The organism is Microlunatus speluncae (genome assembly GCF_009299835.1).
Classification (GTDB): domain Bacteria; phylum Actinomycetota; class Actinomycetes; order Propionibacteriales; family Propionibacteriaceae; genus Microlunatus; species Microlunatus speluncae.
In genome coordinates this window covers 198,604-210,611 of the sequence record NZ_VKCZ01000019.1, presented here as the reverse complement: position 1 = coordinate 210,611, position 12,008 = coordinate 198,604, and the positions used below count along the sequence as shown (strand labels likewise).

At 69.9% G+C, this 12,008-nt stretch carries 12 protein-coding genes; 5 read left to right on the top strand and 7 right to left on the bottom strand.

Annotation, left to right across the window (positions count from 1 at the left end; translation table 11 throughout):
• Positions 1-49 precede the first annotated feature (49 nt).
• On the top strand, positions 50-892 hold the full coding sequence (locus tag FNH24_RS23330) for a hypothetical protein (RefSeq protein WP_152364645.1): 843 nt from the start codon (positions 50-52) through the stop codon (positions 890-892).
• 198 nt (positions 893-1,090) lie between these two features.
• Here the strand turns inward: FNH24_RS23330 and FNH24_RS23325 are convergent, their stop codons facing one another.
• Complete coding sequence (locus tag FNH24_RS23325; RefSeq protein ID WP_152364644.1) at positions 1,091-1,978, bottom strand: LysR family transcriptional regulator; 888 nt, start codon at positions 1,976-1,978, stop codon at positions 1,091-1,093.
• A gap of 70 nt (positions 1,979-2,048) precedes the next feature.
• Here FNH24_RS23325 and FNH24_RS23320 point away from each other — a divergent pair, with 70 nt between their 5' ends.
• Positions 2,049-3,071 (top strand): nitrilase-related carbon-nitrogen hydrolase, encoded by a 1,023-nt coding sequence (locus FNH24_RS23320; RefSeq protein ID WP_152364643.1) that lies wholly within the window; start codon positions 2,049-2,051, stop codon positions 3,069-3,071.
• 24 nt (positions 3,072-3,095) lie between these two features.
• Here FNH24_RS23320 and FNH24_RS23315 read toward each other — a convergent pair whose 3' ends face one another.
• The 4 genes from FNH24_RS23315 to FNH24_RS23300 all read right to left on the bottom strand — a co-directional run bounded on the left by FNH24_RS23315 (position 3,096) and on the right by FNH24_RS23300 (position 7,179).
• Positions 3,096-3,650, bottom strand: a complete 555-nt coding sequence (locus tag FNH24_RS23315; protein ID WP_152364642.1) for a dihydrofolate reductase family protein — start codon at positions 3,648-3,650, stop codon at positions 3,096-3,098.
• Positions 3,651-3,755: 105 nt separating this feature from the next.
• The gene (locus FNH24_RS23310) at positions 3,756-4,436 is read right to left on the bottom strand and encodes an AraC family transcriptional regulator (RefSeq protein ID WP_152364641.1); all 681 of its coding nucleotides are present in this window, start codon (positions 4,434-4,436) and stop codon (positions 3,756-3,758) included.
• A gap of 171 nt (positions 4,437-4,607) precedes the next feature.
• Positions 4,608-5,945: a hypothetical protein gene (locus FNH24_RS23305; RefSeq protein WP_152364640.1), complete on the bottom strand. Its 1,338-nt coding sequence runs from the start codon at positions 5,943-5,945 to the stop codon at positions 4,608-4,610.
• Between the two features lie 7 nt (positions 5,946-5,952).
• Positions 5,953-7,179: a DegT/DnrJ/EryC1/StrS family aminotransferase gene (locus FNH24_RS23300; RefSeq protein WP_152364639.1), complete on the bottom strand. Its 1,227-nt coding sequence runs from the start codon at positions 7,177-7,179 to the stop codon at positions 5,953-5,955.
• Between the two features lie 129 nt (positions 7,180-7,308).
• Here FNH24_RS23300 and FNH24_RS23295 point away from each other — a divergent pair, with 129 nt between their 5' ends.
• Genes FNH24_RS23295 through FNH24_RS23285 form a run of 3 tightly spaced genes read left to right on the top strand, consistent with a single transcriptional unit; the run spans position 7,309 to position 10,628 of the window.
• Positions 7,309-8,544, top strand: a complete 1,236-nt coding sequence (locus FNH24_RS23295) for a DegT/DnrJ/EryC1/StrS family aminotransferase (protein WP_152364638.1) — start codon at positions 7,309-7,311, stop codon at positions 8,542-8,544.
• 12 nt (positions 8,545-8,556) lie between these two features.
• Positions 8,557-9,573, top strand: a complete 1,017-nt coding sequence (locus FNH24_RS23290; RefSeq protein ID WP_152364637.1) for an NAD-dependent epimerase/dehydratase family protein — start codon at positions 8,557-8,559, stop codon at positions 9,571-9,573.
• Entirely contained in the window at positions 9,573-10,628 is a 1,056-nt protein-coding gene (locus FNH24_RS23285; RefSeq protein WP_152364636.1) for a dihydrodipicolinate synthase family protein, read from the top strand. Before FNH24_RS23290 ends, FNH24_RS23285 begins: the two co-directional genes overlap by 1 nt.
• Positions 10,629-10,698: 70 nt before the next feature.
• Here the strand turns inward: FNH24_RS23285 and FNH24_RS23280 are convergent, their stop codons facing one another.
• Positions 10,699-11,730: a Gfo/Idh/MocA family protein gene (locus tag FNH24_RS23280; protein ID WP_161606281.1), complete on the bottom strand. Its 1,032-nt coding sequence runs from the start codon at positions 11,728-11,730 to the stop codon at positions 10,699-10,701.
• The gene (locus FNH24_RS31585) at positions 11,727-12,008 is read right to left on the bottom strand and encodes a hypothetical protein (protein ID WP_161606280.1); all 282 of its coding nucleotides are present in this window, start codon (positions 12,006-12,008) and stop codon (positions 11,727-11,729) included. Before FNH24_RS31585 ends, FNH24_RS23280 begins: the two co-directional genes overlap by 4 nt.

The following is a 12,008-nucleotide window of genomic DNA, read 5'->3' as shown; positions in this document are numbered from 1 at the left end:
GATGACCCGTCGCGGGACCACGATGATGGTCCGCGGAAGGGAGTCAGGCATGGTCGAGGTCAGCGATCGGCTACGGGCCGGCTGGATCATGATCATGATCGCCGTCCTGCTGGTGTCCGGCTGCACCGTGCCACCGTTCGGTCCGTTCGATCCGCGCGGCACCGGCCTGCCCGAGGAGCCCGCACGGGCGACGCCGCTACCGCCCGGCCAGGTCGTGCTCGAGGTGACCGGCGACCCGGGCGGCCTGGCACCGCCGGCGCTCTACGCGGTGACGTCGCCGTCGCTGGTGATCTACGGCGACGGTCGGGTCCTGCTGCTGGACCGGATCTCCGGATCTGATCTGCGGCGCAGCTACCAGCTGGCCAGGGTCGATCCCGAGCTCGTGGCCGGCCTGGCCGAGCGAGCCGGGGCGGCCGGCCTGGCCGAACAGCTCGACCTGGGCAGCCCGAAGGTCTTCGACGCCGGCTCGACGTTCGTCCAGGTTCACGGCACCGGCGCCCCGGTCAGGCACCGGGCCTACGCGTTCAGCCCGGCGATCGACCAGAAGCTCGGCCAGTCCCATCGCGATCGTCGAGCCCGGCTGCGGTCGCTGATCGAGGCCGGCTATGCCCTGGTCGGCGACGCCCCGCGCTCGCCGTACGTCCCGGACCGGATCTTCGTCTACGAACAGAAGGTGCGCGACGAGGATCCCGAAACCCGCCCCTGGCCCGGCCCCGCTCTCGACACCTTCCTGACCGGCCGCCGCTCCTTCCGCGGCCTCCGCTGCGGCGAACTCCGCGGCGCCGAAGCCGAAATCGTCTACCGCGCCACCACCCAGAACCCGACCCAACACTGGACCGTGGCCAACCAGACCCACCTCCTCCTACTCAACCCCCTCCCCACCTGCCCCTAAAATCCGCCGACCCGTCAGTAATGCACCGGTTTTTGCGGCGTGTCGGAGCACAAGTGACGTCTCGACGCCGGTGCGGGCGTACGGGAGAGGCTGCTTGTTCGTTCCCTGAGCCTGTCGAAGGGCCAGGTGATCGGGCCTCGCCCTTCGACAAGCTCAGGGAACGAACATCCCAGCGTCCCTAGCGGCACCGCACCATGATCAACTCATCGGGCCTGTGTGCTCCGGGTGATCGGCTTCCAGCAGCTCGACGAAGCGGTGCGCGACCGGTTCCTCGGCGCGCCAGACGGCGCCCACCCGCCAAGCAGCCATCGGGTCGTCGAGCGTGATCAGCCGGACGCCGGCCGGAGCGATGCCGCGGCCGCTGGCCGGGACCAGGGCCGTGCCGACGCCGGCGGCGACGAGGGCGAGCACGGTCTGCAGGTCCGCCGTCTCCTGGATCACGTTCAGCCCGATCGCCCAGGCCGCGCGGAGCCGTTCGATCTGCGCCGCCAACCCCGGGCCGCGGGTCGGCACCAGCCGGACCACCGGTTGCCCGGCCAGCCAAGCGGGCCATCCGGCCCGGTCCGGCGGATCGGCGTCCGGGCCGACCGCGACGGCCAGCCGGTCGACCCCGAGGAACCGGTACGGCAGCTCCGGCCGCTCGGGCAGGCGGACGAAGCCGACGTGCAGATCACCGGACCGGATCCGGTCCAGCTGGACGCGCGACGGCAGGTCCTCCAGGCTGACCTGCACGTCCGGGTGGCGGCGCCGGAAGGCGGCGACGGCGTGCGGGGCGTACTCGATGCTGGAGAGCCCGAAGCCGACTCTGATCCGGCCCAGTTCACCCCGTGCGGCCCGGCCGGCGCGCCGGCTCAGGGCATCGGTTCGTGCCACCAGGTCCCGCGCGTCGGGTAGCAGCGCCGATCCGAAGTCGGTCAACACGGCACCGTGCCGGCCCCGACGAAACAAGGTGCCGCCGAGCTGTCGTTCCAGCGCCTGCAGCTGTTTGGTCAGCGCCGGTTGGCTGAGCGAGAGCCGACCGGCGGCACCACCGACCGTGCCGTCCTCGACGACCGCGAGGAACGACCGGAGCAGCCTGACATCCATTCCTGAAGGTTATGCAATCCGCACTGAGATTCATTGGACAGTAGCCATGGGCGCGGGGTCTGCTGGGTGAGTGACTGGACTCCGCGCCGCCTCGGTGCAATTCGAACCCCGCCCCGACGACAAGGCGGCCAACCTGGCCCGGATGACGGCCTTCACCGATCGGGCCGTCACGGACGGCGTGCAGTTGATCGCCTTCCCGGAAATGGGACTGCTCGGCTACTGGCACCTGCGGCGGCAGACCGTCGGGCGGCTGCGCGAGCTGGCCGAGCCGCTCGACGGCCCGTCCGTCACGGCTGTTCGTGATCTTGCCGTCGCCCGCGGGATCGGCATCGGCATCGGCTTCCTGGAGGCCGACGGTGATCAACTCTTCAACTCCTACGCCGTGTGTCTGCCGGACGGGCTGGTGCACCGGCACCGCAAGCTGCACGCGTTCGAACACGAGGGGATCTCCAGCGGCGACGGTTACACGGTGTTCGATACGCCGTGGGGGGTCCGGGCCGGCATTCTGATCTGTTGGGACAACAACCTGATCGAGAACGTCCGGGCGACCACCCTGCTCGGCGCATCGGTGTTGATCGCGCCGCATCAGACCGGTGGCACCCGGTCCCGCAGCCCGCACGGCACCACGCCGATCCCGCTCGCCCTGTGGGAGGCCAGGGATCGCGACCCGGCCCGGATCGAGGCCGAGTTCCGTGGGCCGAACGGTCGGGAGTGGCTGCTGCGCTGGTTGCCGTCGCGGGCCCACGACAACGGCCTGTTCCTGATCTTCAGCAACGGCGTCGGCCGGGACGACGACGAGGTGCGCACCGGCAACGCGATGATCTTGGACCCGTACGGCCGGATCCTGACCGAGACCTGGGCCGCAGCGGACGCGATGGTCGCCGCCGACCTCGATCTCGACCTGTTGCCGCTGTCCAGCGGGCGGCGCTGGCTGAAGGGCCGCCGACCCGAGCTGTACGACATCCTCACCCGGCGGTTCGGCGACGAACGGGATCCGCGCGAGGCCCGTTTCTCGGCCGAGCCGGTCCGGCTGGATCCCGGGCAGGATCAGCAGGATCGTGGTCAGTTCGGCGCTGTGACGGGGCCGAACTGACCACGATCTTTCGGTCAGTTCAGGTCAGTTCGGCCCGAGGCGGTAGGTGAGGATGACGATGCCGCTCTTCAGCGTCAACGTGTCGGCCAATTCGAACCGGCCGGTCGAGCCCGGGCGATAGATCAGGTCGTCCGCGCTGCCCTTGCCGAGGAAGAACGGGTGCACCCAGAGGCGCAACTCGTCGAGCAGGCCCTCGGCCATCAGGCCGTGCGCGATCGGGCCGAAGCCGTATTGGGCGATGTCGGCGCCGGGCTGCTGCTTGAGCTCACGGATCGCCTCGATCGGGTCGCTGTTGATCACGGTGGTGTTGTTCCACTCCGGATCGGTGAGCGTCGTGGAGACGACGTACTTCGTAGCCGAATTCATCCGGTCGCTCAGCGGATCGCCGGACAACGTGGTCCACACCGGGACGAAGATGTCGTAGGTGTGGCGGCCCATCAGCACAGCGTCGCAGTGCTCCAGCACCTCCCACTGGGCCTGGCCGCCGTCGTCGCTGAAACTGCCGAGCGACGGCCAGTGCTGCGGCTCCTGGATCACACCGTCGAGGGTGATGTAGGTCGAATTGATGATCTTGCGCATGCGTCTCTCTCCACCTGTTCTCGGGGCCGTCCCCTCCTGCTCGGGGGACGAGCCGCGAGGACTGTAACGACCGGACCCGGCGTCGGTCTTGTACCGAACCGCCGATCACAGGTCGAGGAAGACCTTGCCCCGCGCGATCTCGCCGGGGGTGTGGCCGATCACCGTTCGCAGCGACCGGATCAGGTGTGGCTGATCGTGATAGCCGGCCCGGAACACGACGTCGCCGACCGGCACCCCGGCCCGCAGCAGCCGGGCCGCGTCGCGGGCCCGTTCGACCAGCCGCAGCTTGCGCCGGGACAGACCCGCCGCCCGGAGGAACCGGCTCTGCGCGGTCCGCTCCGGCAGCTTGCTGCCGTGCCGCAACTCCTCGATCAACGGATCGAAGATCAACAACCCGGACCGGAACAGGCGGTCGACGAAGACGTCGAGGTTGTCCGGGGTCGGCATCTCCCAGGCCCGGCCGTCCAGCAGGATCCGGCCGCTCGGCAGGATCGGCAGCACCGCGTCCTGGAAGTCGGCCAGCCCGGCCGGCGGAAACATCGGCAGATAGGTCCCGAGCCGGAAGTCGACGCCGAAGAACTCCGAGTCGGCCGAGCAGACGGCCGGAGTCGCCTTCGTCGCCGGGCCGCGCAGATGCACCGCCGTGAAGCCGCCGATCCGCGCGAACCCGATCCCGGTCGTAAACGTCGCCAGCGAGCTGAAGTCGGTCGCGCGGTCACACTCGGCGGCCCAGACCCGGACCAGCGAGTCGGTCGGTCCACACACTGTGCGACTGCTGATGCCCACGGACGGGAGTGAAGCAGACGCCGGCCCGATCCGCAGCGAATTCCGCTGATCGATCCTGGCGACCGGCTCACGCCCGGAGATCGTGGAAGGCCGGGGCCGACGGACCCGACTTCCTCCCGCCGGCTCGTCGAGACGTCACTTGTGCACCGACACGCCGCGAAAACCGGTGCGTTACTGACGGGTCGGCGGGGTTGGGGGGAGCATTGTGGCGATCCGGGCGTGCAGTTGGTCCTCGGTCTCCGGGAGGTAGCGGCCGGTGCGGAAGAAGCGCTGGTTGGAGTCCAGCACCTCGTAGCCGTACTCGGCGAACTGCCGGGCCACCGGCACGTAGCCGACCATGCCGTTGGCGTAGCCCAGTGGCAGCACCTGGTCGAACCGGGTTCCATGATCACGTTTCAGCCGCAGGCCGTGCTCGACGGTCATCTCCCCCGCCATCGCGACCAGGGCCAGCGAGGTGCCGAAGGTGATCGTCTGCAGCTCGAACTCGACCCGGTCGAGGTCGGGCACGCCGCGGTCCAGCCGATCCAGCAGCACCTCCGCCCACCGCTTCCGGTACGAGGCCGACGGCCGGTCCCGCTCCGCCTCCAGGGTCTCCCGGGAGACCGGCTCGGTGCGCAGCACCTCGATCGCCGACCCGATCGTGATCGGCCCGGTCACCGGTGCCAACCCGGCCGAGATCGCGGCCTGGACCGCACGCCCCAGGTCAGACCCGAGGTCGCGCACCTGATCCAGGGTCCGGGTGCCGAACGCGGCCGCGCCGGGCTCGACCGGCCGCGGCTTCTGATCACCGCCGCAGCCCTGGAGGAAGCTCGGCTGCGCGTACGGGAACGCCTCGTCCAGGTGGTCGTAGGCGAAGCCGACGAAATCGCCGCTCACCTTCAGCCCACCCCGGGAGGTCGGGTGACAGGCGTAGTTGATCATGATGCCGCGGACCACCCCGTCGTCGGCCGACTCCACGGTGATCACCCCGACCTGATGGTCGGTGACTCCGTCCGGGTTGGGCAGCATCGAGTCGAAGACCCGGCCGGGATGATCGGGATCCGGCAGCCGCCGGCTCATCGCGACGGAGCAGCCCCCCGTCCCCTGCCGCAGCACGGCCGGGAACCGATGCCGGGCGGCGATCCCGGCCGCCCGGGCGATCTTGCCGATGGCCGCCTCGAGGTAGTCCTCGTCGATCCAGCCGTGCTCGGCGTAGTCGGCGTGCCGGATCGCCGGGCCGCAGTGGGTGTGCGAAGCGCTGAGCAGGATCTGCCGCTCCGGGATGCCGGTCCGCTCGCCCAGCACCCGGCGCAGCCGGGACGTCTGGTCGTAGCAGCCGAGCCACTCCACACTGACCAACAGCAGGTCGGTCCGGCCGTCGCCGATCACGGTCGTCACCGCCCGGAGCGGATGATCGACTCCGGTGCTGGTGTGGGGACCGCGCGCGGCGAAGCCGGCCAACGGGCCACCGACCGGCGGCGTGATGTCGGCGGTGGCGATGCCGACCCGATACTCGGCAGAGCTGCTCATGATCAACTCAGCCGAGCGTCTGCTCGCTGGCCTTGCGCAGCGCGGCGGCGATGTCGTCGACGTCGGCCTCGGTGTAGTTCTCGTTCCAGCTGATCACCAACAGCCGGCCGTCGATCAAGGACTCGGTGACCGGGCACAGACCCCGGACGTAGCGCGAACGGGCCTCGCTCAGCGGGAAGCCCGAGTCGCCGTACGTCTTCGCCTCGGCCAGCACCGGGGTGAGGTAGAGCGGCCGCTGGATGTAACCGGCCGACGCCCCGATCCCTTCCGCGCCGAGCACCTTGGCGTACGGATGCCCGTCGCCACCGGCCTGCTCGGGATCGACGAAGATCGGGAACTGCCAGTAGCTGGTGCCCGCATCCGGCGCCGGCCGGAGACCCGGCAGGTCGGCGATCGCCGCGGCCAGCTGAGCCGCCCGGGCGCGTCGGTCGCCGACGATCCCGTCCAGCTTGGGCAACTGAGCCCGGGCGACCGCGGCCTGCAGTTCGGTCATCCGGTAGTTCAGGCTGAGGAACAGATGGGTTCGCTCGTTGGTGTCCCGCGGCCACGCCTTGTCGGCGAACAGCCGGGCCCGCCGGGCCAGCTCGGGATGGTTCTTGCTGATCACCATGCCGCCGTCGCCGGCGGTGATGTGCTTGGACTGCTGCAGGCTGAAGCAGCCGAGGTGACCGATGGTGCCGGCCAGCGCGCCGGATGCGGTCCGGGTGGCATAGGCCTGGGCACAGTCCTCGATCAAGATCACGTCGTGCCGGTCGGCGATCTCGCGCAACTCCTCCACCGGGGCCGCGACCCCGAACAGGTGCACCACGATGATCGCCTTGGTCCGGCTGGTGATCGCCGCCTCGACCGACGCGGGATCGAGGATCCCGGTCTGCGGATCGACGTCGGCGAAGACCGGGATCGCGTTCTGCATCACGATCGGCAGCACGGTGCCGGCGTCGGACAGGCCGGTGGTGATGATCTCGTCACCGGGTCCGGGATCGACGGCCGCGACGGCGAGGTGCAGGGCGGCCGTGCCGGAGGAACACGCGACCACGTCCGGCACGCCGTAGTAGGCACCGAACTCCTGCTCCCAGGCGCGGGTCTCACCGCCGACCGTACTGTTCAGTTGGCCGCTGGTGATCACCCGGGTGACGGCCTCGATCTCCTCGGGCCCGAACCGCCGGCCGGACGGATCCCCGACCGAGGGCAGCGGAGCCGTACGGATCGGGCTGGACGGTTCTGTAGTGGTCATCGCTGGTCCCCTACCTCGACGCTTGGTAATTTAGGCGCTAATCTAATGCAAAATACTGCGCGCCGAAACTCTGGGTGGCGGTTCGGATCGAGAGTCGAGACGCGGTGACGTCGCAGAGAGGTGACACGAGTGAAGACCACGACAGCCCTCGCCATCGAGGGTGGCCGTCCGGCCCTGGATGGCCTGCCGCCCTTCCCGTCCTGGCCGCAGCACTCCGCGGCCGATGCCCGGGCCCTGCTCGACGTGCTCGAGTCGGGCAAGTGGGGCAGCACGCACGGTGAGGTCGTCTCTCAGTTCGAGACGGAATTCGCCGCCGCGCACGGTGCCCGGCACGGCATCGCCCTGAGCAACGGCACCCTCGCCCTGGCCGCCGCGCTGCGCGCCGCCGGGGTCGGCGTCGGCGACGAGGTGATCTGCCCGCCGTACACCTTCATCGCGACCGCCTCGGCAGCTCTGTTCGTCGGTGCGGTGCCGACGTTCGCCGACGTCGAGCCGGACACCCATCTGATCGATCCGGCCTCCGTCGAGCGCGCGATCACCGACCGGACCAAGGCGATCATCGCCGTCCACCTGGCCGGCTCCGTCGCCAACCTGGACGCGCTCAACAAGCTCGCCGAGACCCACGGCCTGACCTTGATCGAGGACGCGGCGCAGGCCGCGGGCGCCGCCTGGCGCGGCCGGCCGGTCGGTGCCATCGGCCACCTCGGCACCTTCAGTTTCCAGTCCAGCAAGAACATCACGGCCGGTGAGGGCGGCATCGTCGTCACCGACGATGATCGACTGGCCTCCGCCGTCTACTCCCTGGTCAACGTCGGCCGGGTCCGCGGCGGCGGCTGGTACGAGCACGCCTCGGTCGGCTACAACCTGCGGCTGACCGAGTTCCAGGGCGCGTTGCTCCGCGGCCAGCTGACCCGGCTGCCCGAGCAGCAGCAGGTGCGCGACGACAACGCCAAGCTGCTGACCGAGCGGCTGGCCGGCGTCGAGGGGGTCGTGGTCGACCGCGAGCCGGCGGAGATGACGGCCCATGGCCGGCACCTGTTCATGGTCCGGGTGCCGGAGCTCGGTGCCGCCGGGCTGCGCGACGCCGCCGCCAAGGCGCTCGGCGCCGAGGGTGTGATCGGCGCCTCCAGCGGGTACGTGCCGCTGCATCGCAACGAGGCCCTGATCGCCGAGTCGACCGCGCTGGCGGACCGGCTCGGGCAGCCGTACCCGAAGGCCGACTGCCCGGTCTCCGACCTGGTCTGCACCGACACGATCTGGTTCCCGCAAACGGTCCTGCTCGGCACCCCCGAGCAGACCAACGCCGTCGCCGACGCCATCACCAAGGTCGTCAGCGCCGGCGATGCGTTGAAATCCGCGAACTGAAAGGGAGCTCGAGTGAAGACTCTTGCCGATCTCGACCACGCGCTGAGCGAACCCGGCGACGACCTCGTCGCCGATCTCAGCCGTCTGCGGGGTGACATCGTCGTCCTCGGCGCAGCCGGAAAACTCGGACCGAGCCTGATCGAGCTTGCCTGCCGCGGCATCGCGGCGGCGGGCACCGGCTCGACCGTGCATGCGGTCTCCCGGTTCAGCCGGGGCGAGCTCGCCGACCGGCTGAAGCAGGCCGGTGCGAACGTGATCAAGGCCGACATCACCGATGATCAGGCACTGGCCGACCTGCCCGACGCGGAGAACGTGATCTTCCTCGTCGGCTCCAAGTTCGGCACCCAGGGCAACGAATCCGGCACCTGGGCGACCAACACCTACCTGCCCGGCCGGGTGGCCGAACGGTACTCGGCGGCCAAGATCGTCGCCCTGTCCACCGGCAATGTCTATCCGCTCTCACCCGTCACCTCGGGCGGCAGCACCGAGGACGACCCGGTCGGGCCGGTCGGGGACTACGCGATGTCGTGCCTCGGCCGCGAGCGGATCCTGACCCACTTCTCCAAGACCAACCAGACCAAGCTGGCCCTGGTCCGACTCAACTACGCCGTGGAGATGCAGTACGGCGTGCTGATCGATCTGGCCACCAAGATCAAGAACGGCCAGCCGGTCGACCTGACCACCGGCTTCGCCAACGTGGTCTGGCAGGGCTACTGCAACGAGGTGATCCTGCGCTCGCTGCACCATGCCGACACTCCCCCGTTCATCCTCAACCTGACCGGTCCGGAGACGCTGTCGATCCGGCGGACGGCGACCAAGCTGGCCCAGCGGATGGGTCTCGAGGTGTCCTTCACCGGCGCCGAGGCCGACACCGCGCTGCTGTCCGATGCCAGCCTGTGCCACCGCCTGTTCGGCTACCCCAGCGTGCCGCTTGATCAACTGATCGACTGGTCCGCTGACTGGGTGGCCGCCGACGGCGCCCTGCTGGGCAAGCCGACCCACTTCGAGACCCGGGACGGGAACTTCTGATGACCGCAGCGCTCAATCCTTCGGCGGCCCTGCAACGGTTCGCCGCCGGTACGGTCATCCCGGCCCAGCCGCTGGCCCTGACCGAGACCCTGCAGCTGGACGAGCGGCGGCAGCGCGCCCTCTCCCGCTACTACCTCGCGGCCGGTGCCGGCGGCGTGGCGGTCGGCGTGCACAGCACCCAGTTCGGCATCCACTTCGAGCACAACCATCTGCTCAAGCCGGTGCTGTCGATCGCCGCCGATGTCGTTCGCGAGTCCGGCGACGAGAGCACGGTGCTGGTCGCCGGCGCCTGTGGCCCGACGGCGCAGGCGGTGGCCGAGAGCCAACTGGCCGCCGAGCTCGGCTACGACGCGGTGCTGCTGGCTCCGTACGGCGCACGTGATCTTGATCTGGATCAGCTGCTGGACCGGGCCCGCGCGGTGTCGGAGGTGCTGCCGTTGATCGGCTTCTACCTGCAGCCGAGCGTCGGTGGGCGGCCGTTGCCGCGCCGGTTCTGGACCGGGATGGCGGAGATCGAGAACCTGGTCGGGATCAAGATCGCGCCGTTCGACCGGTACGCGACGCTGGACGTGCTGACCGGTATCGCCGAATCCGACCGTGCCCTCGACATCGCCTTGTACACGGGCAATGACGACCACATCGTCGGCGACCTGCTGATGAACTTCCCGCTGCCCGGTGGGCGCCGGCTGGAGTTCGTCGGCGGTCTGCTCGGCCAATGGTCGCTGTGGACCCTCGAGGCGGTACGGATGCTGGAGGACAGCCGCCGGGCCAAAGCCGGCGACGCCGAAGCACTGAACCGGTTGATGGCCGCGGACGGTCCGTTGACCGACGCCAACGCGGCGATCTTCGACGCCGCGAACCAGTTCCACGGCTGCCTGCCCGGCATTCACGAGATCCTCCGCCGGCAGGGCCTGCTGCAGGGCCTGTGGTGCCTCGACCCGGGCGAGCTGCTGAGCCCCGGTCAGCTGGCGGAGATCGACCGGATCTGGGACGCGTACCCCCAGCTCCGCGACGACACCTTCGTCGCCGAGCACCTGGACTCCTGGCTCGCGTAGACACGCACCTTCCGCCGAGTTGTCAGAACTGAGTTGTGCCCTGGCACAACTCAGTTCTGACAAGTCGGCTTCAGTGGGGTGCGGGGACGTCGACGGGGCGGCGGTCGCGGGCTGAGGTGTAGATGGCCTGGACGACGGCGAGGGAGGGCAGGGCGGCCTCGCCGGTGATCACCGGGTCGCGATCCTCGCGGATTGCGGCGATCAGGTCCGCCAGTTGAAGGTAGTGGCCGACCGAGGTGCCGTCCCGGCCGCCGGGCAGGTGCTCGAGCTGCTGATCCGGCGGGTCCGGCTCGCTCCCCTCCAGCTGCCACTTGCTGATCTTGTAGTCCTCGAGGAACACGCTGCCGTGCTCGCCGTGCACCTCGATCCGGTCCAGTTGGCGCGGGTAGATCGAGGTGGTCCCCTGGATCACGCCGACGGCGCCGGAGGCGTACTCGCAGACGGCGATCGTGGTGTCGTCGGCCTCGATGTGATCATGACGCAGATGCCGCGACACCGCCTGCACCCGGACGATCGGGCCGGCGATCCAGGTCATCAGATCGACCCCGTGGATGCCCTGGTTGATCAAGGCGCCGCCACCCTCCTGAGCCCAGGTGCCGCGCCAGCCGGAGTCGCTGTAGTACTCCGCCGGCCGCCACGACTTGAAGATCATGTCGGCGACCAGGATCCGGCCGAGCCGGCCGGCGGCGACGGCCCGCTGCAGCGTCTTCGTCCCGTGTACGAACCGGCGGTTGAAGATCGTCGCCAGTTTCACGCCGTTACTCCGGCAGGTCTCGATCAGCCGCCGGGCCCGAGCGGGATCGGTCTCCAGCGGCTTCTCCACCAGCAGGTGCTTGCCCGCTGCCGCCAGGGTTTCGGCGACCTCCAGGTGCAGCGAGGTCGGCAGGCAGATGCTGACCGCCTGGATGTCGTCCCGCTCGGCCAGCTCGCGGTAGTCGGCCAGCCAGGTTGCGCCGTGCCGCTCGGCCAGCGCCCGGCCCCGGTCCTCCCGAAGATCACAGATCGCCCTGACCTCCGCGCCGTCGATCAGCTCGACGAACTCGGCGTGCTTCGGGCCGACCAGGCCCGCGCCGATCACGGCGTACCCGATGGGCCCGCTCATCGCCGGCTCCCGTCGGGCGTCGATTGGCTGCGCGGGGCCAGCTCGTTCCAGTCCCGGGCGGTCGCGGTGGTCTGCCAGATGACCTCGCGCAGGCCGGCCCAGACGTCGTCGACCAACTGCTTGGTCCGGGCCGGGTTGTCCCGCGTCGCGGCGAGTTCGCCGATCCGCTGCTCGGCGATCGCGACCGCCGCGTTCGTCCGCTCGGCCAGCCGGCGCAGGTTGGGGGTGACGATCACGTTGCCGGAGTCGGTGCGATAGTCGAAAACTCGTACAGGCAT